The organism is Pseudomonas sp. 05L36 (assembly GCF_056398125.1).
This window is the reverse complement of the sequence record NZ_JBFTOU010000033.1, coordinates 1-23921: the sequence shown is the minus strand read 5'-3', so window position 1 is coordinate 23921 and position 23921 is coordinate 1. Positions and strand designations below refer to the sequence as shown.

21 protein-coding genes are annotated in these 23921 nt (G+C 60.6%); 13 read left to right on the top strand and 8 right to left on the bottom strand.

Annotated features, from left to right (window positions below):
* Nucleotides 1-4 precede the first annotated feature (4 nt).
* The 4 genes from AC1DKH_RS26565 to gloB form a co-directional block, all read right to left on the bottom strand.
* Nucleotides 5-1846 (bottom strand): extracellular solute-binding protein, encoded by a 1842-nt coding sequence (locus tag AC1DKH_RS26565; RefSeq protein WP_477799802.1) that lies wholly within the window; start codon nt 1844-1846, stop codon nt 5-7.
* Entirely contained in the window at nt 1843-3663 is a 1821-nt protein-coding gene (locus tag AC1DKH_RS26560; RefSeq protein WP_477765224.1) for an extracellular solute-binding protein, read from the bottom strand. The genes AC1DKH_RS26565 and AC1DKH_RS26560 overlap by 4 nt, the downstream gene beginning before the upstream one ends.
* A 225-nt stretch (nt 3664-3888) precedes the next feature.
* Nucleotides 3889-5319: a transglycosylase SLT domain-containing protein gene (locus AC1DKH_RS26555; RefSeq protein ID WP_477799801.1), complete on the bottom strand. Its 1431-nt coding sequence runs from the start codon at nt 5317-5319 to the stop codon at nt 3889-3891.
* Between the two features lie 99 nt (nt 5320-5418).
* The gene (gene gloB / locus AC1DKH_RS26550; RefSeq protein WP_477760277.1) at nt 5419-6186 is read right to left on the bottom strand and encodes a hydroxyacylglutathione hydrolase; all 768 of its coding nucleotides are present in this window, start codon (nt 6184-6186) and stop codon (nt 5419-5421) included.
* A gap of 65 nt (nt 6187-6251) precedes the next feature.
* Here gloB and AC1DKH_RS26545 point away from each other — a divergent pair, with 65 nt between their 5' ends.
* From AC1DKH_RS26545 to AC1DKH_RS26525, 5 genes are all read left to right on the top strand, one after another.
* Entirely contained in the window at nt 6252-7010 is a 759-nt protein-coding gene (locus tag AC1DKH_RS26545) for a class I SAM-dependent methyltransferase (RefSeq protein WP_477755453.1), read from the top strand.
* A gap of 92 nt (nt 7011-7102) precedes the next feature.
* Nucleotides 7103-7555: a ribonuclease HI gene (gene rnhA, locus AC1DKH_RS26540; protein WP_060540496.1), complete on the top strand. Its 453-nt coding sequence runs from the start codon at nt 7103-7105 to the stop codon at nt 7553-7555.
* A 169-nt stretch (nt 7556-7724) separates the two neighbouring features.
* Nucleotides 7725-8483, top strand: a complete 759-nt coding sequence (gene dnaQ, locus AC1DKH_RS26535) for a DNA polymerase III subunit epsilon (RefSeq protein ID WP_477799800.1) — start codon at nt 7725-7727, stop codon at nt 8481-8483.
* A 235-nt stretch (nt 8484-8718) separates the two neighbouring features.
* A complete protein-coding gene (locus tag AC1DKH_RS26530) occupies nt 8719-10974 on the top strand; it encodes an Orn/Lys/Arg family decarboxylase (protein ID WP_477799799.1) in 2256 nt (751 codons plus the stop codon).
* Between the two features lie 14 nt (nt 10975-10988).
* Nucleotides 10989-11603, top strand: coding sequence for a GNAT family N-acetyltransferase (locus tag AC1DKH_RS26525; protein ID WP_477755456.1), 615 nt, complete (start codon nt 10989-10991; stop codon nt 11601-11603).
* Here the strand turns inward: AC1DKH_RS26525 and AC1DKH_RS26520 are convergent.
* On the bottom strand, nt 11569-12462 hold the full coding sequence (locus AC1DKH_RS26520; RefSeq protein WP_477799798.1) for a LysR substrate-binding domain-containing protein: 894 nt from the start codon (nt 12460-12462) through the stop codon (nt 11569-11571). The two genes, AC1DKH_RS26525 and AC1DKH_RS26520, sit on opposite strands and share 35 nt — an antisense overlap.
* A gap of 88 nt (nt 12463-12550) precedes the next feature.
* Complete coding sequence (locus tag AC1DKH_RS26515) at nt 12551-12778, bottom strand: hypothetical protein (protein WP_477799797.1); 228 nt, start codon at nt 12776-12778, stop codon at nt 12551-12553.
* A 175-nt stretch (nt 12779-12953) separates the two neighbouring features.
* On the opposite strand from AC1DKH_RS26515, the gene AC1DKH_RS26510 reads away from it, so the two are divergent.
* Nucleotides 12954-13514, top strand: a complete 561-nt coding sequence (locus AC1DKH_RS26510; RefSeq protein ID WP_477799796.1) for an NADPH-dependent FMN reductase — start codon at nt 12954-12956, stop codon at nt 13512-13514.
* A 23-nt stretch (nt 13515-13537) separates the two neighbouring features.
* Here AC1DKH_RS26510 and AC1DKH_RS26505 read toward each other — a convergent pair whose 3' ends face one another.
* Entirely contained in the window at nt 13538-14197 is a 660-nt protein-coding gene (locus tag AC1DKH_RS26505) for a TetR/AcrR family transcriptional regulator (RefSeq protein ID WP_477799795.1), read from the bottom strand.
* 54 nt (nt 14198-14251) lie between these two features.
* Here AC1DKH_RS26505 and AC1DKH_RS26500 point away from each other — a divergent pair, with 54 nt between their 5' ends.
* Nucleotides 14252-15355 (top strand): DUF2855 family protein, encoded by a 1104-nt coding sequence (locus AC1DKH_RS26500; RefSeq protein ID WP_477799794.1) that lies wholly within the window; start codon nt 14252-14254, stop codon nt 15353-15355.
* Nucleotides 15356-15513: 158 nt separating this feature from the next.
* On the opposite strand, the gene AC1DKH_RS26495 is transcribed toward AC1DKH_RS26500, so the two are convergent.
* Nucleotides 15514-16464: a DUF1853 family protein gene (locus tag AC1DKH_RS26495; protein WP_477799793.1), complete on the bottom strand. Its 951-nt coding sequence runs from the start codon at nt 16462-16464 to the stop codon at nt 15514-15516.
* Between the two features lie 117 nt (nt 16465-16581).
* On the opposite strand from AC1DKH_RS26495, the gene AC1DKH_RS26490 reads away from it, so the two are divergent.
* From AC1DKH_RS26490 to pepN, 6 genes are read left to right on the top strand one after another with little or no spacing between them, the layout of a single operon-like run.
* Nucleotides 16582-17472: an NAD(+) kinase gene (locus AC1DKH_RS26490; protein ID WP_057398469.1), complete on the top strand. Its 891-nt coding sequence runs from the start codon at nt 16582-16584 to the stop codon at nt 17470-17472.
* Nucleotides 17472-18443: a metallophosphoesterase gene (locus tag AC1DKH_RS26485; protein WP_477799792.1), complete on the top strand. Its 972-nt coding sequence runs from the start codon at nt 17472-17474 to the stop codon at nt 18441-18443. Before AC1DKH_RS26490 ends, AC1DKH_RS26485 begins: the two co-directional genes overlap by 1 nt.
* Nucleotides 18440-19309 carry a rhomboid family intramembrane serine protease gene (locus tag AC1DKH_RS26480; protein WP_477799791.1) on the top strand — a complete coding sequence of 290 codons (870 nt, stop codon included), beginning with the start codon at nt 18440-18442 and terminating at the stop codon, nt 19307-19309. Before AC1DKH_RS26485 ends, AC1DKH_RS26480 begins: the two co-directional genes overlap by 4 nt.
* A gap of 32 nt (nt 19310-19341) precedes the next feature.
* On the top strand, nt 19342-19602 hold the full coding sequence (locus AC1DKH_RS26475; protein WP_477755643.1) for a YeaC family protein: 261 nt from the start codon (nt 19342-19344) through the stop codon (nt 19600-19602).
* On the top strand, nt 19599-20429 hold the full coding sequence (locus AC1DKH_RS26470; protein WP_477799823.1) for a DUF2797 domain-containing protein: 831 nt from the start codon (nt 19599-19601) through the stop codon (nt 20427-20429). Before AC1DKH_RS26475 ends, AC1DKH_RS26470 begins: the two co-directional genes overlap by 4 nt.
* 10 nt (nt 20430-20439) lie before the next feature.
* Nucleotides 20440-23097: an aminopeptidase N gene (pepN, locus tag AC1DKH_RS26465; RefSeq protein ID WP_477799790.1), complete on the top strand. Its 2658-nt coding sequence runs from the start codon at nt 20440-20442 to the stop codon at nt 23095-23097.
* The last annotated feature ends 824 nt before the right edge of the window (nt 23098-23921 follow it).

Sequence of the window (23921 nt, the reverse complement as noted above, 5' to 3'; positions counted from 1 at the left end):
CTGATTACTCCGTGCCCGCAGGAGCGGCCTGCAGTGTGGTTTCGACTTCTATCGCCGGCTTGATGTCGGGCTTGACCCACCAGGTGGCCGTGCCGATGTCGTACTTGGGCGAGACCTTGGGATGGCCGATGTGGTTCCAGTAGGCCACGCGCCAGGTCTTGATGTGCCAGTTGGGTATTACGTAATAGCCCCATTGCAGCACCCGGTCCAGCGCCCGGGCGTGGGCCACCAGGCTGTTGCGCGAATCGGCGTTGATCAGTTGCTCGACCAGTTGGTCGACCACCGGATCTTTCAGGCCCATGGAGTTGCGGCTGCCGGGTTTGTCGGCAGCGGCCGACATCCAGAATTCCCGTTGTTCGTTACCCGGCGAATTGGATTGCGGGAAGCTGCCGACAATCATGTCGAAGTCCCGGGAACGCACGCGGTTGATGTATTGCGAGACGTCGACCCGGCGGATCACCAGATCGATGCCCAGGTCACTCAGGTTGCGCTTGAACGGCAGCAGCACCCGTTCGAATTCGGTCTGGGCCAACAGGAACTCGATGACCACCGGCTTGCCGGTGGCGTCGACCATTTTGTCATCGACGATGCGCCAGCCGGCCTCTTGCAGCAGTTGATAGGCTTGGCGTTGCTGGGTGCGGATCATGCCGCTGCCGTCGGTGGTCGGGTTCTGGAACGCTTCGCTGAACACTTGCGGTGAAAGCTTGCCGCGGAACGGTTCGAGGATTGCCACCTGTTCGGCATCAGGCAGGCCGATGGCGGCCATTTCCGAGTTCTCGAAGTAACTGCGGGTACGCGCATAGGCACCGTTGAACAGTTGCTTGTTGGTCCATTCGAAGTCCAGCAGCAGCGACAAGGCCTGACGCACGCGCACATCCTGGAACACCGGGCGGCGCAGGTTGAACACGAACCCTTGCATGCCGGTCGGATTGCCGTTGGGAATCTGTTCCTTGACCAGTCGACCTTCGGTGACTGCCGGAGTGTTGTAGGCATTGGCCCAGTTTTTCGCGGTCATTTCCAGCCAGTAGTCGAACTGCCCGGCCTTGAGCGCTTCCAGGGCCACTGTGTTGTCGCGGTAGTAATCGGTGGTCATCACGTCGAAGTTGTAGAAACCGCGATTGACCGGCAGGTCCTTGCCCCAGTAGTCCTTGACCCGCTCGTAACGCACCGAGCGTCCGGCCTTCACTTCGCTGACCTTGTACGGGCCGCTGCCCAGCGGGATTTCCAGGTTGCCCTTGTTGAAGTCGCGGTCGGCCCACCAGTGCTTGGGCAGCACCGGCAACTGGCCGAGGATCAGCGGCAGTTCGCGGTTGTTGGTGTGCTTGAACTTGAACAATACGGTGAGCGGGTCTTCGGCGACCACTTCGGCCACGTCGTTGTAGTAGCCGCGGTACATCGGCGCGCCATCCTTGGTCAGCATCTGGAAGCTGAACACCACGTCCTCGGCGCGAATCGGATGGCCATCATGGAAGCGTGCTTCGGGGCGCAGGTAGAAGCGCACCCAAACGTTGTCCGGGGCTTTCTCGATAAGCCGGGCGATCAAGCCGTACTCGGTGAACGGCTCGTCCAGCCCTTGCTTGGCCAGGGTGTCGTAGATCATGCCGATATCGTCCGCCGGCACACCCTTGCTGATAAACGGGTTGAGGCTGTCGAAACCGCCGAAACCGGCCTGACGGAAGATTCCGCCCTTGGGCGCGTCGGGATTGACGTAATCGAAGTGTTTGAAATCGGCCGGGTATTTCGGCGGCTCGTTATACAGGGTCACGGCATGTTGCGGGGCGGCGCAGGCCAGCCCGGCGAACAACAGGCCGCTGGCCTGCAGGAGCAGGGTGCGGATGGGTTTCATTGATCTTTCTCCGAAGATTTCAGCCACCACGCGTTCAGGCCCAGGGTGTAGGGCGGCGTGGTGACGAAGGCGAGCCGGTTGCGGTACGCCAGACGGTGATAATTGAGGTACCAGTTGGGCACGATGTAGTGCTGCCACAGCAGCACGCGGTCGAGGGCCTTGCCGGCGGCGACTTGCTCATCGCGGGTCTGGGCCGCCAGTAACTGCTCGAGCAAGTGATCGACTACCGGGTCGGCAATGCCGGCGTAGTTTTTGCTGCCCTTGACCCCGGCCTGGCTGGAGTGAAAGTACTGCCATTGTTCCAGGCCCGGGCTGAGCGTCTGGTTGAGGGTCATCAGAATCATGTCGAAATCGAACTGGTCGAGGCGCTGCTTGTATTGTGCGCGATCGACCGTGCGCAGCCGTGCGTCGATGCCGATGCTGGTCAGGTTCTCGAGGTAAGGCTGGAGGATGCGCTCCAGGTTCGGGTTGACCAGCAGTAACTCCAGGCGCAACGGCTGCCCGGCGGCGTTTTGCAGGCGCTGGCCATTGAACTTCCAGCCGGCATCGGCGAGCAGGCCAAGGGCTTTGCGCAAGGTCTCCCGGGGGATGCCGTGCCCGTCGGTCTGCGGCAGGCTGAACGGTTCGGTAAAGAGCCTGGCCGGCAGCTGTTCACGATAGGACTTGAGCAACAGCCATTCGTGCCCGACCGGCAAACCGCTGGCCGAGAACTCACTATTGGGGTAGTAGCTCATGGCGCGTTGGTAGGCGCCGCTGAACAGCGTGCGGTTGGTCCATTCAAAGTTGAACATCAGCCCCAGCGCTTCACGGACCTTGGCGTCCGAGAATGCCGGGCGACGGCTGTTCATGAACAGACCCTGGGTCTGGGTCGGGATCTGGTGGGGAATCTGTGTCTTGATCACGTCACCGCGGCGTACGGCGGGGAAGTTGTAGCCAGTGTCCCAGTTCTTCGCCTGATGCTCGATATAGATATCGAATTCACCGGCCTTGAACGCCTCGAACGCCACGTCGCTGTCGCGGTAGAACTCGACCTCCATGCGGTCGAAGTTGTACTTGCCGCGATTGACCGGCAGGTCCTTGCCCCAGTAATCCTTGACCCGTTCGAAGATGATCTGCCGTCCCGGCGTGACCGAGGTGATGCGATACGGTCCGCTGCCCAGCGGCGGCTCGAATGTGGTGGCCTTGAAGTCGCGGCCTTTCCAGTAGTGCTGCGCCAGCACCGGCATTTCGCCCAGGCGCAGGATCAGCAGCGGATTGCCGGCACGCTTGAACACGAAGCGGATGCGTTGCGGGTTGAGGATGTCGACCCGCAACACTTCCTGAAGGCTGGTGCGGTACAGCGGATGGCCTTCCTTGAGCAGCGTGCGGTAGGAGAACGCGACGTCATAGGCGGTGATCGGCGTGCCGTCATGGAAGCGTGCTTCGGGACGCAGGTTGAACACCACCCAGCTGCGGTCCTCGCTGTACTCCACCGACTGGGCGATCAGGCCATAGCTGGACGCGGGCTCGTCACCCGAAGGCGCGTACTGCCCGGTACCGACCATCAGCGGCTCGTTGAGCTCGTTGATGCCGTATTGCAGGAAATTCGGCGTGGTGACCGGGCTGGTGCCCTTGAAGGTGTACGGGTTGAGCGTGTCGAACGTGCCAAACGCCATGACCCGCAACGTACCGCCCTTGGGCGCTTGCGGGTTGACCCAGTCGAAGTGGGTAAATCGGGCCGGGTACTTGAGCGTGCCGAACTGCGCATAACCATGGCTTTCGCTGATCGTCGCGCTTGCGGTGGAGCTCAAGGCCAGGCAGATCAGGAGCAGGGGCAGGGGACGCTTCAAATAGGGGATCCGATCCAGGCGGCTTGGGCTTTGTGGACCGTACAGTAACAGCTTGTATGGACAGGAAAAAGACGGGAGATTTGAGCGGTTGCAATCCTGTAGGAGCGAGCTTGCTCGCGAAGAACCTGAGGGCGCGGCATTTATCCAGAATGCCCGCGTTATCGTTGGAGACTTTCGCGAGCAATCGAGCGTCGACCGGCTGCTCCTACAGTTTTAGTGCGGATTGGCCACCGTCAACATCTGACCAGGCTTCAGCGCCTGGCCGACACGCGGGTTCCAGCGCTTGAGGTGCTGCATCTCCACGTTGAAGCGCTTGGCCACGATGTACAGCGAATCGCCTTGCTGGACCTTGTACGTGGTCTGCTGCTTCCTGGTATTCGCCGCAATCACGGTGTTGACGCGCCCGGAACTGCGTTTGCTGTTGTCCTGCATGACGAGGGTCTGGCCGGGCTTGAGGTTCTTGCCGGTCAGTTTGTTCCAGCGTTGCAGGTCCTGCACGTCAACGTTGTTGGCCTTGGCGATGGAGCCGAGGTTGTCACCCCGTTTGACCCGGTAGGAACGCTTGACGCTGGCGACCTGGGTATCGTCGGCACCTTCGAAGACCGGCTTGAGCGATTTCTTGCTGATCAACTCTTCAGGGCGCATGGTTTGCAGGCTGCTGGTCAGCAGTTGCGCCTTGGAAGTCGGCACCAACAGGTGCTGCGGACCGTCGATGGTGGTGCGCTGCTTGAAGGCCGGGTTGAGCTGGAACAGTTCGTCTTCGTCGATGTTGGCGACTTCAGCAACCTTGGACAGGTCCATGCGCTGGTTGATTTCGACGACCTTGAAGTAAGGTTCGTTGGCGATCGGGTTGAGGTTCACGCCGTAGGCTTCCGGCGCCATCACCACCTGCGACAGTGCCAGCAACTTCGGCACGTAGGCCTGGGTTTCGGAAGGCAGCGGCAGGTTCCAGTAGTCGGTCGGCAGGCCGAGGCGTTCGTTGCGCTCGATGGCCCGGCTGACGGTGCCTTCGCCGGCGTTGTAGGCCGCCAGGGCCAGCATCCAGTCGCCGTTGAACATGTCGTGCAGGCGGGTCAGGTAATCCAGCGCGGCGGTGGTCGACGCGGTGATATCGCGACGGCCATCATAGAAACGGGTTTGACGCAGGTTGAAGTAACGCCCGGTGGAGGGGATGAACTGCCAAAGACCCACCGCGTCGGCCCGGGAATAGGCCATCGGGTTGTAGGCGCTTTCAATCACTGGCAGCAGTGCCAGTTCCAGCGGCATGTTGCGCTCTTCAAGGCGTTCGACGATGTAATGAATGTATAAGCTGCCACGTTCGCCGGCGTTTTCGAGGAAAGATGGATTGCTGGCGAACCAAAGGCGTTGTTGCTCGATGCGCGGGTTGACGCCCAGCCCGTCCTGCAACTGGAAGCCCTGGCGCATACGCTCCCAGACGTCCTGGGGAATTTGCGGGCTGGGTTTTTCGCTGAGCCAGACCGGCTTCTGCTTGGCGCGCGCGGCGATGTTCTGCGCGTACGCCGCATCGGTCTGCGGCGCATGGCTGGAACAGCCCGCCAGGGTGGCGGACACAGCCACCGCGATGGCTTGAGCCAAGCGGGTCAATGCGTCTGAACTGATGGCTTTGCGAATAGGTGACGACATTGGCTGGAAGTAAGTTCCGGGCAAAAATGTCGGGCGATTCTAGAAAGCGCACCCTGCGCGGTCAACCTTTCAGAATTGTTGCAACCTTGTGAGATCCCTTTAGAACGTGTCTTTCCACGCTCGAAGAGCAGCAAAAACCATATCGGGCACCGAGTTATCGGTGCCGGTCCGTTCGTCCGCTTTTTCTTTAACGGATGTTTCACCGGAGCGCAAAAACGGGTTTGTGAGCTTTTCCAGTGCCAGTGTCGACGGCAGCGTCATGATCCCGGATTCCCGTTGGCGGGTGACTTTGGCCAGGCGTTCGGCGGTGTCCGGGTTGTTCGGTTCGACGGCCGCGGCAAACTTCAGGTTGCTGAGGGTGTATTCGTGGGTGCAGTAGACCAGCGTATCGTCCGGCAACCCGGCGAGGCGTGTCAGCGAGCTGTACATTTGCTGTGGAGTGCCTTCGAACAAGCGTCCGCAGCCGGCGGCAAACAGTGTGTCGCCGCAGAACAGCAAGCCGTGATGGTAATAGGCGATATGCCCCAGGGTGTGGCCGGGGACCGCGAAGATATCGAAGTCCAGGCCGAGCACGCTGACCTTGTCGTTGTCTTTGAGCGCAACGTCCCGCGCCGGGATCTTTTCGCTGGCCGGGCCAGAGACCTTCGCGCTTGTCGCTTTCTTCAGCAATTCGACGCCGCCGACGTGGTCATGATGGTGGTGAGTGATCAAAATATCACTCAGTACCCAACCTGGATTGGCCGCGAGCCAGGCTTGTACCGGGGCGGCATCACCCGGATCGACGACCGCGCAGCGCTTGGTGTCGCGGTCTTGTAACAACCAGATGTAGTTGTCGGTAAAGGCGGGCAGGGCAGTGATCTGTATCATCGTCGGATTCGCCAAGCGGAAAACAATAGCGCATCTTAGAACTTCCTGGCGTGTTGGAGAATGCAATGACTGATAAAGCGTTCGCACAGGCTGATCCTGACTGGCTCGCGTTGATCAGCGCGGCCCGCGAGTGGCTGGCAGGTCCGATCGGGCAATTTCTGCTGGACGAAGAGCGGCGCATGCTCGAAGACGAGCTCGGGCGGTTCTTTGGTGGCTATCTGGTGCATTACGGCCCCTCGGCCCAGACCCCGCCGTCAGCGCCGCAGGTGCAGCGCAATGTGCGCCTTGGCGCGCCGTTGCCGGGGGTCGAGATCGTCTGCGAGGAACAGGCCTGGCCGTTGAGCGAACATGCTGCCGATGTGGTGGTGCTGCAGCATGGTCTGGATTTCTGCCTGTCGCCCCATGGTTTGCTTCGCGAGGCGGCCAGCAGCGTACGGCCCGGCGGGCATTTGCTGATCATCGGCATCAATCCCTGGAGCACTTGGGGTCTGCGGCATGTGTTTGCCCAGGATGCGTTGCGCAAGGCACGCTGCATTTCGCCGTCACGGGTCGCGGACTGGCTGAACCTGCTGGGCTTCGCGCTGGAGAAACGCCGCTTCGGGTGCTATCGTCCGCCGCTTGCGTCACCGGCGTGGCAGACCCGACTGGCCGGTTGGGAGCGCAAGGCCGGTGACTGGCAATTGTCGGGCGGCGGCTTCTATTTATTGGTGGCGCGCAAGATCGTGGTGGGCCTGCGACCGGTCCGTCAGGAGCGGCGCGAGCCGAAGGGCAAGTTGATTCCTTTGCCGATGGCCAAGGTCAACCGTCGCAACATCGAACCGTAATACACACTTTTCATTTGCGGCCGGGCCTGTCCCGGCTTCTGGCGTCGTCGATCAGCGATCGGCGGGCCAGTGCATTTTCTGGATAGATTGGCATGAGCGATAGCGTAGAACTGTTCACCGACGGCGCCTGCAAGGGCAACCCTGGCCCTGGCGGCTGGGGCGCACTGCTGGTGTGCAAGGGCGTCGAAAAGGAACTCTGGGGCGGCGAAGCCAATACCACCAACAACCGCATGGAACTGATGGGTGCAATCCGTGGCCTGGAAGAACTCAAGCGTCCCTGCGAGGTGCTGCTGGTGACCGACTCCCAGTACGTGATGAAAGGCATCAACGAGTGGATGGACAACTGGAAGAAGCGCGGCTGGAAAACCGCGGCGAAGGAACCGGTGAAAAACGCTGACCTGTGGAAGTTGCTCGACGAGCAGGTCAACCGCCACAAGGTCACCTGGAAATGGGTGCGCGGGCACATTGGCCATCACGGCAACGAACGGGCCGACCAGTTGGCCAACCGTGGCGTCGATGAAGTGCGTGGGTACAAGCAAGCCTGATGACGATCCGTGTAGGAGCTGCCGCAGGCTGCGATCTTTTGATCTTGATCTTTTTTAGGCCGCAGAAAATCAAAAGCCAGATCAAAAGATCGCAGCCTGCGGCAGCTCCTACGGGGACCGTGTTAATATCGCGGCTTTTGCCCGAATACCGATTGAGAGCTGAGCACTGATGGCCACCAGATCCGTTGTACTCGACACCGAAACCACCGGCATGCCGGTGACCGACGGCCACCGGATTATCGAAATCGGTTGTGTCGAGTTGATCGGCCGACGCCTGACGGGCCGGCACTTTCACGTGTACCTGCAACCGGACCGCGAGAGTGACGAGGGCGCCATCGGCGTCCACGGCATCACCAACGAATTCCTCGTGGGCAAGCCGCGTTTTGCCGAAGTGGCCGAAGAGTTCTTCGAGTTCATCAAGGGCGCGCAGCTGATCATCCATAACGCGGCGTTCGACGTTGGCTTCATCAACAACGAATTCGCCCTGATGGGGCAGCAGGACCGCGCGGACATCACGCAGCACTGCTCGATCCTCGACACCCTGATGATGGCCCGGGAGCGTCACCCGGGGCAGCGCAACAGCCTCGACGCATTGTGCAAGCGCTATGGCGTCGACAACTCCGGCCGTGAACTGCACGGCGCCTTGCTCGACTCCGAGATTCTCGCCGACGTCTACCTGACCATGACCGGCGGGCAGACCAGTCTCTCCCTGGCCGGTAACGCCTCCGATGGCAATGGCTCCGGTGAAGGGGTGGACAATTCGGCCACCGAGATCCGCCGTTTACCAGCAGATCGCCAGCCGACGCGCATCATCCGCGCCAGCGAAGACGACCTGGCCCGCCACGCGGCGCGCCTGGAAATCATCGGCAAATCCGCTGGCGCTCCGGCGTTGTGGGTGCAGTTGGCTGAGGCTGAGGCGCAGGCGTAGATGTTTCGAAAGGATCGCAGCCTCGTTTCACTCGACAGCTCCTACAGGGTTACACATTCCCTTGTAGGAGCTGTCGAGTGAAACGAGGCTGCGATCTTTTGATCTTCGAATAGCCGCGCCGCTGGCATGCATCCGATGACCCATTTCAGGGCGCGACGCTCGCCACATCCGCTGCAACACTCTACCCTGAGGTAATTGGCAGGCTCTGGTCTGCCGCCTCAGGACACTGAGCCTCATGTATAAAGATTTGAAATTCCCGGTCCTGATTGTCCATCGCGACATCAAGTCTGACAGCGTTGCCGGCGACCGCGTGCGGGGGATTGCCCGGGAGCTGGAGCAGGAAGGGTTCAGTGTCGTTTCGGCGGTGGACTACACCGAAGGACGACTGGTGGCGTCGACTTACCATGGCCTGTCCTGCATGTTGATTGCCTCTGAGGACGCCAGCGCGCATTCCCATTTGTTGCAAAACATGGCCGAACTGATTGGTCTGGCGCGGGTGCGTGCACCGGATCTGCCGATCTTCGCCCTGGGCGAAACAGTGACCCTGGAAAACGCGCCTGCCGATGCCATGGCCGAGCTCAATCAGTTGCGCGGCATTCTTTACCTGTTTGAAGACACCGTGCCCTTTCTCGCCCGACAGGTGGCCCGCGCCGCGCGCAAATACCTCGATGGACTGTTGCCGCCATTTTTCAAGGCTTTGGTGCAACACACCGCGGATTCCAACTATTCCTGGCACACCCCCGGTCACGGCGGTGGCGTGGCGTATCACAAGAGTCCGGTCGGGCAGGCGTTTCACCAGTTTTTTGGGGAAAACACCCTGCGCTCGGACCTTTCGGTGTCGGTGCCGGAGCTCGGTTCTTTACTCGACCACACCGGTCCCCTGGCTGAAGCCGAGGCCCGTGCAGCACGAAATTTCGGCGCCGATCACACCTTTTTCGTGATCAATGGCACCTCCACGGCCAACAAGATTGTCTGGCACTCGGTGGTCGCCCGCGATGACCTGGTGCTGGTGGATCGCAATTGCCACAAGTCGGTGCTGCACTCGATCATCATGACCGGCGCGATCCCGCTGTACTTGTGTCCGGAGCGTAATGAGCTGGGGATCATCGGTCCGATTCCCCTGAGCGAGTTCAGCCGCGAATCGATCCAGGCCAAGATCGACGCCAGTCCGCTGACCAAGGGCCGTGCACCGAAGGTCAAGCTCGCGGTGGTGACCAATTCGACCTATGACGGCCTCTGCTACAACGCCGAGCTGATCAGGCAGCAACTGGGCAATAGCGTCGAGGTGCTGCACTTCGACGAGGCCTGGTACGCCTATGCGGCGTTTCATGAGTTTTTTGCCGGGCGCTACGGCATGGGCACGTCCCGTGATGAAGACAGCCCGTTGGTGTTTACCACCCATTCCACCCACAAGTTGCTGGCGGCTTTCAGTCAGGCGTCGATGATTCACGTGCGCGATGGCGGCGCTCGGCAACTGGACCGGGATCGCTTCAACGAAGCGTTCATGATGCACATCTCGACCTCGCCGCAGTACGGCATCATCGCCTCGCTGGATGTGGCTTCGGCGATGATGGAAGGGCCGGCCGGGCGTTCGCTGTTGCAGGAAATGTTCGACGAAGCCCTGAGTTTTCGCCGGGCGCTGGCTAACTTGCGACAGCACATTGCCGCGGATGACTGGTGGTTTTCGATCTGGCAACCGCCGTCGGCGGAAGGCATCGAGCGGGTCGTCACCGAGGACTGGTTGCTGCAACCCGATGCCGACTGGCATGGCTTTGGCGGCGTGACCGAAGATTATGTGCTGCTCGACCCGATCAAGGTCACGCTGGTGATGCCGGGGCTGACGGCCGGTGGCGCCCTCAGCGAGCACGGGATTCCGGCGGCGGTGGTCAGCAAGTTCCTTTGGGAGCGCGGCCTGGTTGTCGAGAAGACCGGGCTGTATTCGTTCCTGGTGTTGTTTTCCATGGGTATCACCAAAGGCAAGTGGAGCACGCTGCTCACCGAATTGCTGGAGTTCAAGCGCAGCTATGACGCCAACGTCAGTCTGGCCAGTTGCCTGCCTTGCGTGGCGCAAGAGAATGTCGCGCGCTATCAGGGCATGGGCTTGCGTGATCTGTGCGATCAGTTGCATGCCTGTTATCGCAGCAATGCCACCGCCAGGCACCTCAAGCGCATGTACACCGTACTGCCGGAAGTCGCGATGAAGCCGGCGGACGCCTATGATCAATTGGTGCGGGGTGAAGTCGAAGCCGTGTCGATCGATGCGCTGGCCGGGCGGATCGCGGCGGTGATGCTGGTGCCGTATCCACCTGGCATTCCGCTGATCATGCCGGGCGAGCGCTTTACCGAGTCGACCCGCTCGATCATCGATTACCTGGCGTTTGCCCGCACGTTCGATAGCAGTTTTCCGGGGTTCGTTGCTGATGTGCACGGATTGCAACACGAAGATCAGGGCAGTGGACGGTGCTACACCGTCGATTGCATCAAGGAATGAGGACCTTTCCCAGTATGCAGCCGGTTATAAATCCGAATTTCCCAGGGTTGTCGGTACGGGTTGCCGACGAGGGTTTTGCCGCCTATATCTGGGGCAGTGATTTCAGTTTTGAAGTCGCGGCCTACGGTGCGGCCGAAATAGGCAAGCCGGTGGCACAGTGGCCGGTCACCCCGATCACGCCTTATCGCAAGTGCTACGGCATCGACCCCGAGGAATTCAGCAGCTTTCGCGATGCCGCCGACAGCGCGATTTTCATGGCCTATCTGGATGACCAGCCCGTGGGGCATCTGGTGGTCAGCACCAACTGGAACGGCTTTGCCCATATCGACGAACTGGCGGTGCATGCACCGGCCCGACGGCACGGTGTGGCCAAGGCCTTGCTGGATGTGGCGCAATTCTGGAGCCGCAAGAAAAAGCTCCCGGGCATCATGCTCGAAACCCAGAACAACAACCTGGGGGCCTGCAGGCTCTATGAGCGTTGCGGTTACGTGATGGGCGGGATCGACCATCTGCGCTATCGCGGCATCGATCCGAACACCGCCGAAGTGGCGCTGTTCTGGTATCGAATGTTCGAAAATCCGTTGGAAAATCTGCTCAGTTCGTCAGCATCGCCGCGGCTTGTTCCGTGACGATGGCCAACAATGCCTGAACCGCCGGAGACGGTTCGACGTTTTTCAGCGACAAGGCGTAGAGACTGATCGGCACGGCTGGCGCGAGCGGGCAGGCGTCCAGCCCCGAGGCTTTGGCGCCGAGGGCGGTGAAGGGGTCGACGATGGCCAGACCCTCGCCGGCCTCGACCATGCTGCGCATCATCTGATGCGTCTGGACCCGGGTTTGAATCACCGGGGCAGGGCGCAAACCGTGCAGTTTGTTTTCCAGTGCCGGGCTCAGCGGGTCGTGCCCCTCCAGTCCGATCATCGATTGACCGGCCAGATCCTGCAGTGAAATGTATTTCTGTTTCGGTTGCAGCCAGCCATGGGGTGCGAGCAACTGAAGTTTGCCCTGGGCAATCGCCTGGCAATCGAGGTCGGCGTGATCAGGGTCGTGCAGGCTCAGCCCCAGATCGCTTTCACGCAGCAGCAGGCTTCTGACGATGTCGCGGGTGGGCTGGCTCAGCAGTGTGCAAGGTGCGTCGGGCAGGCGTCGGCGCAGGGCGGCGATGCTGTGTGGTAACAATTGGTTAGCCAGAGGCGGGGTGCAGACGATGCGCAGCGGCGGCGCCAGGTATTGCCTGAGGCTGTTGGCCAGGCGCTGCACCGGTTCGAGCGCGTCGTAGACCCGGGCAATTTCCGCCTGCAATTCCCGCGCTTCGCGGGTGGCCTGCAATCGTCCGCGAACGCTGGCGAACAGCATGAAACCCAACTGATCCTCGGCGTCGCGCAGCAAGCGCTCGACTTCGGTCACCGGCAACTGCAGCCATTCGGCGGCGGTGCCCAGGTGACCGGTCTGCAAGAGCGCCTGGATCACTTCGATATGGCGTAAGCGCATGCGTGAAGTCCATGTTCAGCAGGTGGAGGAGTCAGTGGCTGAATCCTACCCCAAGTCCGCGCATATGACTTCTGCTCATAACGACGGGTTATGAAGCGCTGGCGGTTTGCGGTTCGCGGGTAATGGTTACGCCGGTTTGCACCAGCATGAAATCATTGTCGTCGACCTTGTTGACACGGTCGCCAATGGCCAGCTTGTAGGTGGTGACGGGGCCTGAACCGTCTACCGCCGGGGTGGAGTCCTGGAACTCGTGCACCGAATATATACGGCCTTCCGCGTCTCTTGCATGGAACTGACCGACGAGTACTGCTGCCATCTGCTTAGAACCTCTGGAGATAAATCACTCAATTTGCGGCACTGTAGACCGTGCTTGAGCGAGGTAAGTTTTCCTACAGGAAAAAAATAGTCAGGGACGGCGTTTTCAGTCGCCCACTGCTTGAATCGTCATCTATAACTACAAGCTCTTCCTATCGGACAGTCGAGAATCTCCCATGAGCAACGTCTATACGATCGCCGTCTTGGTCGGCAGCTTGAGAAAGGAATCGATCAACCGCAAGGTCGCACGGGCCCTGATAGAGCTGGCGCCGGCCAATCTCAAGCTCAACATCGTCGAAATTGGCGATCTGCCGCTCTATAACGAAGACATCGATGGCGCTTCACCGCCGGCAGCCTACAGCACTTTCCGGCAACAGGTGAGTTCTTCCGACGCGGTGCTGTTCGTGACTCCGGAATACAATCGATCGGTGCCGGCGCCGCTGAAAAATGCGATTGACGTGGGTTCTCGCCCTTATGGCAAGAGTTCGTGGAGTGGCAAGCCCGGCGCCGTTATCAGTGCTTCGCCGGGGGCCGTCGGCGGGTTTGGTGCCAATCACAACCTGCGTCAATCCATGGTGTTTCTGAATGTGCCGATGATGCAGCAGCCGGAGGCCTATCTGGGGAACGCCGGTTCGGCATTCGACGAGGCGGGCAAGTTGTCCGAGTCGGTCAAGCCGTTCCTGCAAAATTTCATCAATGCCTATGGGCAATGGGTCGAGCAGCACAAGAAGGTTTGATATTCATTGGCCAGCGCTTTGTCCTACGAAGCGCTGGATAACCGGCTACAAATCATTGTTTCAATTTCCGACAGCCAGGCGGCAGTTTGCTCCGCCGCCGGTTGCGCCGTGACGCAATAGCGGCGACCGCCCCAGGCCATGATCACCCAGGCTTCAATAGTCGGCGCTGATGGCTGCATCGGCAAATCGCAGCAAGCAGCAAAGGCTTCACGCCATTTTTGCGACAGTTCCTCGTACACCCTTCGATGATGCTTGGGTTCGGCGATCTGATGCTCGATGAGCGACACGGCATGGTTGAACAGGGGTTGTCGGGCATCGTCAGGGTCGCAGGTCAGGCACACAAGACGCTTGATGCGAGTTTGCCAGTCCAGGTCGGTTGGCTGGATGACGTTTTGATCCATTTGCGCCAGCAATACATCCAGGCGACGCCGGATGTAACCCGACAGCAGGGCTTTCTTGCTCGGGAAATAGTCATACAGCGTGCCAATCGCCACGCCGGCTTCCAATGCCACTTCACGGGTGGTCAGCCCTGACCAGCCGTCACGCTGCCAAATCCGAACAAAAGCCTCGTAAATGGCCTCAACGGTGAAAATCGCCCGGGCCTGACTCGGCCGTTTCAGCGGCTTGGCGCGGGAATTGAGGGTGGACGAGCTGCCCTTGGTATTTCCGAACCCACTCTTCATCGGCTTTGATTACTCTTGAGTGACCCGCCACTGTGCCGTAGCAGGAGATCGAACATGCAAGATTCCACCACGGTAACACGGCTGATTACCCGTAAAAATGCCCTGGACCAGAGCCGGATAGAGCGGGTGCAACGTAGCCTGACCCCGGCAGCCGGCGAGGTGATCTTGAAGATTGATCGTTGCGCATTGACCACCAACAACATTACGTACGCGGCTTATGGCGATTCAATGAACTACTGGGGTTTCTTTCCTACAGGCCTGGTGGATTGGGGCCACGTTCCGGCTTGGGGGTTTGCCGACGTCATTGCATCAACGGTGGATGGCATCGAGGTGGGCGAACGTTTCTACGGATACTTTCCGCTGGCCAGCCACCTGTGGGTGCGCCCGGAACGGGTCACCGAGCGCGGCTTTTACGATGGGGCCGAACACCGGTCGTGGCTGACCTCGGCGTACAACCAATACACGCGCTGCAGTTGGGATGCGTACTACAGCCCTGAAGCCGAAAACCTGCAGATTCTGCTCAAGCCGCTATTTCTGACTTCATCGATGCTGGCGGACTTCCTGCAAGACAACCGGTTTTTCGATGCGACCCGCCTGGTGTTCTCCAGCGCGTCCAGCAAAACCGCCTACGGCACGGCCGTGTGTCTGCAAAATCATCCGCAACTGGAGCGTGTGGCGCTGACGTCCGCCGGCAACAAAGCATTTGTCGAAAACCTCGGCTGTTACGAATACGTGGTGTCTTATGCCGAGTTGGCCAACCTCGCCGGTGACCGTCCTACGCTGTACGTGGATTTTTCCGGCGACCTGGGACTACGCGATCAGGTCCACCAGCACTTTGCCGGGCAACTGGTCTACAGTTGCTTCGCTGGCTCTGCGCACAGTACCGATGAAGCGCAGATGACGGCCATCGAGGGGCCGCAACCGGTGTTCTTCTTTGCCCCGGTGCAGATCCGCAAGCGCAATGCCGAATGGGGGCCGGAAGGGGTCAGCCAGCATATCGGCGAAGGGTTGGTGCGGTTTTTCCAGCGAGTGACCGGGAGCGAAAAGCCTTTGCTGGAAGTCATTGAAAGTCAGGGTTACGAGGCGGCGCAAAGGGTCATTTCCCGCTTGGTCCATGGCCAGGTCCCGCCTGTGGAGGGGCATGTGATTCGCTTGTGATGTGATTCGGCGAGGTTGTCCGTTTAGACCAGACTGGCCCTATCGCGAGCAAGCTCGCTCCCACAGGGATCTTCATTGGCTACACAACGTGTATACGGCTCAGATCCAATGTGGGAGCGAGCTTGCTCGCGATGGGGCCAGCCCGGACACAATAATACTCAGACATTACCCGGCACGTTCGGCCAAAGGTCCGCCACCAGAAACAGCCGTTCGGCCTCTTCCCAGTCGCCGCTGGCATTTTCCGTCAGACGCACCAGCAGTTGTGCCGGCGCCAACGCGTCCAGTTCATCCAGCCAGGCCTGCATCTGTCCGGGGTTCCAGGTGTGCTCCGCCGAATAATGCGCCGGCGCCAGCCAGGCATGGCGGGGCAGGGGTTGCCAGCGACCGGGCGGGCTCTGGGCCAACAATGCAGGCCAATCCTTTTGATGCAGCCAGCGACCCCGCAAATGCTGCGGATGGGCGCCAGACGGCGGGGTGGCCTGTCCGGGCCACGGGTACAGCAGGTAACCCCCCAGCCACAAATGCGCGCTGAAGGCCTGGATATCCAGCGCCGCCAGCACCTCACGGCTCTCGGGGCGCGCGGAAATCGGCAATTGATGCTGGCTCAGGTGCGCCAGTTTGCGGTCGAGCCGGTCGTGGCAGCCCGGGCCCAGCCACTGGGCGGTGTCGTGTCCGTCGCCGGATTGCGGGCCGAGGTAGAGCTTGATCGCCAGTTCCAGGTGATGCACGCCGTCTCGGTCGCGCAGCAGCATGTCCAGTTCACCCAGGGTGTGCCCCTCGCGGCGAATCGGCATATTGGCAGCAATCAGTTCAATGCCGGGCGCATGCTGCACGGCGAATTGCCAGAGGCGTTCGTAATACAGGCCCAGACGCCGTGTCCGGGCCTGGGCCAGCCAGTGCAGCAAGCTATAACTGTCCCGGTCCAGTTGCAGCAGCCAATGCTCCAGCCGTTGCGGTGCCTGCACCCAGTCGCTGCCGGCCAGCGGGTGGCGTTGCGGCCACGGGGTATCGTCCAGCATGGGCGGCGCGAGGATGACCCACGCCAGGTCACGCACTTCGGGATGGCGTAACTGATGGGGCAGGTGGAGCAAATCCGGAAATAGCATCATCTTGCGAGCATAGCCTGAAACCGGGGCACACCCTTGAAGCTGAAAGGATTTTGTCTACGGGCGGCTTTCGCCCATAATCGTGGTTTTCGCCGCCACGCAGATCCCCGCAGGAGCCCCATGGAGCAATTTCGCAATATCGGCATCATCGGTCGCCTGGGCAGTTCCCAGGTGCTGGATACCGTCCGCCGACTGAAACGGTTTCTGCTCGATCGTCACCTGCACGTGATCCTCGAAGACACCATCGCCGAAGTGCTGCCAGGGCACGGCTTGCAAACCTCGTCGCGCAAGATGCTCGGCGAAGTCTGCGACATGGTCATTGTGGTCGGTGGTGACGGCAGTCTGCTCGGTGCCGCCCGGGCGCTGGCCAGGCACAATATTCCGGTGCTCGGCATCAACCGGGGCAGCCTGGGTTTCCTGACCGACATTCGCCCCGATGAACTGGAAACCAAGGTCGCCGAAGTGCTGGATGGCCACTATCTGGTGGAAAACCGCTTCCTGTTGCAGGCCGAAGTCCGTCGCCACGGCGAGGCCATCGGCCAGGGCGATGCACTGAACGATGTGGTGCTGCACCCTGGCAAATCCACGCGAATGATCGAATTCGAGCTGTACATCGACGGCCAGTTCGTCTGCAGCCAGAAGGCCGACGGCCTGATCGTCGCCACGCCGACCGGTTCCACCGCGTATGCATTGTCTGCCGGCGGGCCGATCATGCATCCCAAGCTCGACGCTATTGTGATTGTGCCGATGTACCCCCATACCTTGTCGGGTAGACCGATTGTGGTCGATGGCAACAGTGAGCTGAAAATCGTCGTGTCCAAGGATATGCAGATTTACCCGCAAGTCTCGTGTGACGGGCAGAACCACTTTACCTGCGCGCCCGGCGACACCATTACCGTCAGCAAGAAAGCCCAGAAACTGCGGCTGATTCACCCGCTCGACCACAACTACTATGAAGTTTGCCGGACCAAGCTCGGCTGGGGCAGCAAGTTGGGGGGTGGAGGCGACTGATGCTCGATCCCGCGCGTAGCTACGACCTGATCGGTGACGTGCACGGTTGCGCTCTGACCCTGGAGCACTTGCTCGACCGACTCGGTTATCACAAGCAAGGTGGCGTTTGGCGGCACGCGTCGCGCATGGCGGTGTTCGTCGGCGATATCATCGATCGCGGCCCGCGGATTCGCGAGGCGCTGCATATCGTCCACGACATGGTCGAGGCCGGTCAGGCGCTGTGCATCATGGGCAACCACGAGTTCAATGCGCTGGGCTGGAGCACGCCGGCGCTACCCGGCAGCGGCAAGCAATTCGTGCGCGAGCACACGCCGCGCCATGCCCGCCTGCTGCATGAAACCCTGACCCAGTTCGAACACCATCCGGGTGACTGGCACGACTTCCAGCAATGGTTCTATAAGCTGCCATTGTTCGTCGATGCCGGGCGTTTTCGCGTGGTCCACGCCTGCTGGGACGCCGGGCTGATCGAGCCGCTGCGGGCGTTGTTCCCCAACGGTTGCGTCGACGAGCCTTTTCTCCAGGCTTCGGCGCAGGCGGGATCTTTTGCCTGCACCGTGTTCGACCGGCTGCTGCGCGGCACGGACATGCGCTTGCCCCATGGCCTGACCATGACCAGCGGCGATGGGCTGGTGCGTTCGTTCTTCCGCACCAAGTTCTGGGAAGACGATCCGAAAACCTACGGCGACATCGTATTCCAGCCCGATGCACTGCCGGAACCCGTGGCCCGGACGCCGCTGACGTCCACCGAAAAGAACAGTTTGCTGCGCTATGGCATCGATGAGCCGTTGTTGTTCGTCGGACATTACTGGCGCAGCGGCAAGCCGGCACCGATTCGGCCGAACCTGGCCTGTCTGGATTACAGCGCGGTGCTGTACGGCAAGCTGGTTGCCTATCGCCTGGATCAGGAAACCCGCCTGGATCCGCATAAATTCGTCTGGGTCGATGTCGAGCGGCCGGAGGTGCTGCAATGAGTGCTGTAGCGGTATTGCGTCTGCCTTTGGCGGTGGATTTGAGCGGGTTCGTCACCTTGCTCAAGCGCATGCAAGTGCCCCATCGGGTCAGTGAAGAGGCAGGCGAGCAAGTGCTGTGGGTGCCAGACAACATCAGTGAAGACGTGCGCGCGTTGTACGAACGGTTTCCGGCGGGCGATCCCGATCAGCAATTGGACATTCCGCTGGCGCAGACCATCAAGCGCCCGGGGTTCGTCGAGCAATTGAAATACGCCAGGGCCACCGCGCTGGTGCTGTTGCTGAGCGTGATTGTCGGTGCAGTGACCCTGCTCGGCGACAACCTTGAAACGATGCGCTGGCTGACCTTCCTCGAATTCCGCGTGGTCGGCGAGTACCTCCACTTCACGCCACTGGCCGACAGCCTGGCGGCGGGGCAGTGGTGGCGCCTGTTCACGCCGATGCTGATTCACTTCGGCATCCTGCATCTGGCGATGAACGGCATGTGGTACTGGGAACTGGGGCGGCGCATCGAGTCGCGCCAGGGCAGTATCAACCTGATCGGCCTGACCTTGCTGTTCAGCCTGGTGTCCAACTACGCCCAGTATCACTTCAGCGGCCCGACCTTGTTCGGCGGTTTGTCCGGCGTACTGTACGGCCTGCTCGGGCATTGCTGGATCTTCCAGTTGCTGGCGCCGAACCGGGCTTATCGCCTGCCGCGAGGTGTGCTGGTGATGATGCTGGTGTGGTTGCTGTTGTGCCTGTCCGGGCTGGTGTCGATGATCGGCTTCGGCGAAATCGCCAACGCGGCCCACGTCAGCGGGTTACTCATCGGATGCTTCAGCGGTTTGTTGGGCGGTTTGTATAACCGCCGTAAACTGGCCGCCTAATTCAGAACCTGCAATGAAGAGACGGAGACTCAATGTCCTCTTTTAACGAAATGATCAACAACATCACCTCCGATATCTACGAGAGCCTGAAACTGGCCGTGGAAATCGGCAAATGGTCCGACGGTGGCAAGCTCACCGCCGAACAACGCGAGCTGTCGTTGCAGGCGATGATCGCCTGGGAAATCCAGAACCTGCCAGAGGACCAGCGTACCGGCTACATGGGGCCGCAGGAATGCGCTTCGAAGTCGATCGAAGTGCCGAACATCCTGTTCAAGTCGGATGCCATCCATTGATCGAGATTGGCCGCGGTGCAATCAGCAAAATGTCGGCGCGCCTGGACGGGCCGAACGTGCAATACGCATTTCGTCTGGGCGAAACCGAGGTTCCGGTCAATCCGTTGATCGGCACCACGGTTCGCCTGGAATACCTGGGTGCGATCCACTGCATCCATTGCGGACGCAAGACCAAGACCAGTTTCAGCCAGGGCTACTGCTACCCGTGCATGACCAAACTGGCCCAGTGCGACGTCTGCATCATGAGCCCGGAACGCTGCCACTTCGACGCCGGCACCTGCCGCGAGCCGGAATGGGGCGAGAAGTTTTGCATGACTGATCACGTGGTGTATCTGGCCAACTCGTCGGGGGTGAAAGTCGGGATTACCCGTGCCACCCAGTTGCCGACCCGCTGGCTCGACCAGGGTGCGAGCCAGGCCTTGCCGATCATGCGCGTATCGACCCGTCAGCAGTCCGGTTTCGTCGAGGATCTGTTCCGCAGCCAGGTGGCCGACAAGACCAACTGGCGTGCTTTGCTCAAGGGCGATGCGGCGGCGGTGAACCTGGCCGAAGTCCGCGATCAGCTGTTCGACAGCTGCGCTGAAGGCTTGCTGGGGTTGCAGCAGCGATTTGGCTTGCAGGCGATCCAGCCGGTGACCGATGTCGAACCGCTGGAAATTCGCTATCCGGTCGAGCAGTACCCGGCGAAGATCGTCAGCTTCAACCTGGACAAGAACCCGATTGCCGAAGGCACGCTGATGGGGGTCAAGGGTCAATACCTGATCTTCGACACCGGCGTGATCAATATTCGTAAATACACGGCTTACCAGCTCGCCGTGCATCAGTAAGGACTCCAGCATGCGCACCGAACAACCGAAGATGATCTACCTCAAGGACTATCAGGCGCCCGAGTACCTGATCGACGAAACGCACCTGACCTTCGAGTTGTACGAGGACCACAGCCTGGTCCATGCGCAACTGGTGATGCGCCGCAACCCCGAGCGTGGCCCGGGCCTGCCGCCGCTGGTGCTCGACGGCCAGCAGCTTGAGCTGTTGGCGGTCACCCTGGCCGACCAGGAGCTTTCTGCCGCGCAGTATCAGCTGACCGAGAATCACCTGACCCTGCACCCGACCAGCACCACCTTCACGGTCGACACCAGCGTCAGGATCCACCCGGAAACCAACACCGCGCTGGAGGGCCTGTACAAGTCCGGCACGATGTTCTGCACCCAGTGCGAGGCCGAAGGCTTTCGCAAGATCACCTATTACCTCGACCGCCCGGACGTGATGAGCACCTTCACCACCACGGTCGTCGCCGAACAACACAGCTATCCGGTGCTGCTGTCCAACGGCAACCCGATTGCCTCCGGTCCCGGTGAAGACGGCCGGCACTGGGCGACCTGGGAAGACCCGTTCAAGAAACCGGCGTACCTGTTTGCGCTGGTGGCCGGTGACCTGTGGTGCGTCGAAGACAGCTTCACTACCCTGAGCGAGCGCAACGTGGCGCTGCGCATTTACGTCGAGCCGGAAAACATCGACAAGTGCCAGCACGCCATGAACAGCCTGAAGAAATCCATGCGCTGGGACGAAGAGGTCTACGGTCGCGAGTACGACCTGGACATCTTCATGATCGTCGCCGTGAATGACTTCAACATGGGCGCCATGGAAAACAAGGGCCTCAACATCTTCAACTCCAGCGCCGTGCTGGCCAAGGCCGAAACCGCCACCGACGCCGCGCACCAGCGGGTCGAGGCGATTGTCGCCCACGAATACTTCCACAACTGGTCGGGCAACCGCGTGACCTGCCGCGACTGGTTTCAGCTCTCGCTGAAGGAAGGCTTCACCGTGTTCCGCGATGCCGGTTTCTCCTCGGACATGAACTCGGCCACGGTCAAGCGCATCCAGGACGTGGCCTACCTGCGCACCCACCAATTCGCCGAAGACGCCGGCCCCATGGCCCACGCCGTGCGCCCGGACAGCTTCATCGAGATTTCCAACTTCTACACCCTGACCGTGTACGAGAAGGGCTCGGAAGTGGTCGGCATGATCCACACCTTGCTCGGTGCCGAAGGTTTCCGCAAAGGCAGCGACCTGTACTTCGAACGCCACGACGGCCAGGCCGTGACCTGCGATGACTTCATCAAGGCCATGGAGGATGCCAATGGCGTTGACCTGACCCAGTTCAAGCGTTGGTACAGCCAGGCCGGTACACCACGTCTGGCGGTGAGCGAGTCCTTTGATGCGGCGGCGAAAACCTACAGCCTGACCTTCCGCCAGAGCTGCCCGCAAACCCCGGACAAAGTTGAAAAACTGCCGTTCGTGATCCCGGTCGAGCTGGGCCTGCTGGATTCCAAAGGGGCAGCGATTGCCCTGCGTCTGTCCGGGGAAGCCTCCGCGCAAGGCACCTCGCGGGTCATTTCCGTGACCGAAGCCGAACAGACCTTCACCTTCGTCGACATCGCCGAACAAACGCTGCCGTCGTTGCTGCGTGGCTTCTCGGCACCGGTGAAACTGAGCTTCCCGTACAACCGCGACCAGTTGATGTTCCTGATGCAGCACGACAGCGACGGCTTCAACCGCTGGGATGCCGGCCAGCAACTGTCGGTGCAGGTGTTGCAAGAGCTGATCGCCCAGCAGCAGAAGGGCGAAGCGCTTGTGCTCGATCAGCGAATGGTGTCGGCGCTGCGCACGGTGCTCTCGGATGAGTCGCTGGATCAGGCGATGGTCGCCGAAATGTTGTCGCTGCCAAGCGAGGCGTACCTGACCGAGATCAGCGAAGTGGCGGACGTCGAAGCCATTCACACCGCCCGTGAGTTCGCTCGCAAGCAATTGGCCGGTGCGTTGTTCGAAGGCCTGTGGCAGCGTTATCAGGCCAATCGCGAATTGTCGAAGCAGACTCCGTATGTGGCCGAAGCCGAGCATTTCGCCCGTCGTGCCTTGCAGAACATCGTGCTGTCGTACCTGATGCTCAGCGGCAAGCCGGAAGTTCTGGCGGCGACGCTGGAGCAGTTCGATGCGTGCGACAACATGACCGAGCGCCTGACCGCACTCGCTGTGCTGGTCAATTCACCGTTCGAAGCCGAGAAGGCCAAGGCACTGGCCAGCTTCGCCGAACACTTCAAGGACAACCCGCTGGTCATGGATCAGTGGTTCAGCGTCCAGGCTGGCAGCGTGTTGCCTGGTGGCCTGGCACGGACCAAGGCATTGATGCAGCACCCGGCGTTCAACATCAAGAACCCGAACAAGGTGCGGGCGCTGGTCGGTGCGTTTGCCGGGCAGAACCTGATCAACTTCCACGCCGCTGACGGTTCCGGGTATCGCTTCCTGGCGGATCTGGTGATCGAGTTGAATGGCTTCAATCCGCAGATTGCTTCTCGCCAGTTGGCGCCTTTGACTCGCTGGCGCAAGTACGACAGTGCTCGTCAGGTTTTGATGAAGGGGGAGCTGGAGCGGATTCGGGCTTCGGGGCAGTTGTCCAGTGATGTGTTTGAAGTGGTCAGCAAGAGTTTGGCTTGAGTCTGTTGTTGACCTTGGCGGCCTTTGGGCCGACCAGGGTCATGGGTTGATTGAGTACATATCCGTTTCTGCGGTAACGACGGCTGGCGGTTTCGCCCTTACGGCGACTCACTTTTTTACAAGCGCCTAAAAAAGTAAGCAAAAAACGCTCGCCCCGAACGTACGGCCCCTCGCCTAGGCTCGGGGTTCCTTCGCTCCGGTATTCATCCGGGGGCATTGCCCTCCGGTCGGCTTCGCTTCGACCTACATGCAATGAGTTCGACTGCGTCGAACGGCGCTGCGCGCCAATCCCCGGATGAACACCTCCGCTCAGCCTTCCGAGGGGGCGGTTGGATCAAGATCAAGAGCTGCAGGCGAGCTAACGCTCGGCCTGTTGAGTGGTGAAGAGCAGTTGGTGTAGGCCGACCCATTGTGGGAGCGAGCTTGCTCGCGAAGGCGGCCTTATGGCCGACCAATCTCTTTCGGCTAAATGCATTCCCCCTGTAGGAGCTGCCGCAGGCTGCGATCTTTTGATCTTGATCTTCCGCACCCTTCGACATTGTCAAAAATCAAAAGATCGCAGCCTCGTTGCACTCGACAGCTCCTACAGGGAAACACGCACGCATCAGAACCAGGCCGGCCGGTAGGCCGCCTCGGACGCTGTTGCGGTACACGCCCCCTCGTGAGGCCGAGTGGAGGTTCTGCGCAGTGGGCAACCCGGCATGGATGCCGGGTTAGCCGCGCACGGCCCAGAGTGTGTCAAAACGCCAAAGCCAACCCTTGCTATGATTGCCCCGGATTTCATCGCAAGGGCTGCCCATGAAACGCTTCATTCAAGGTGAACA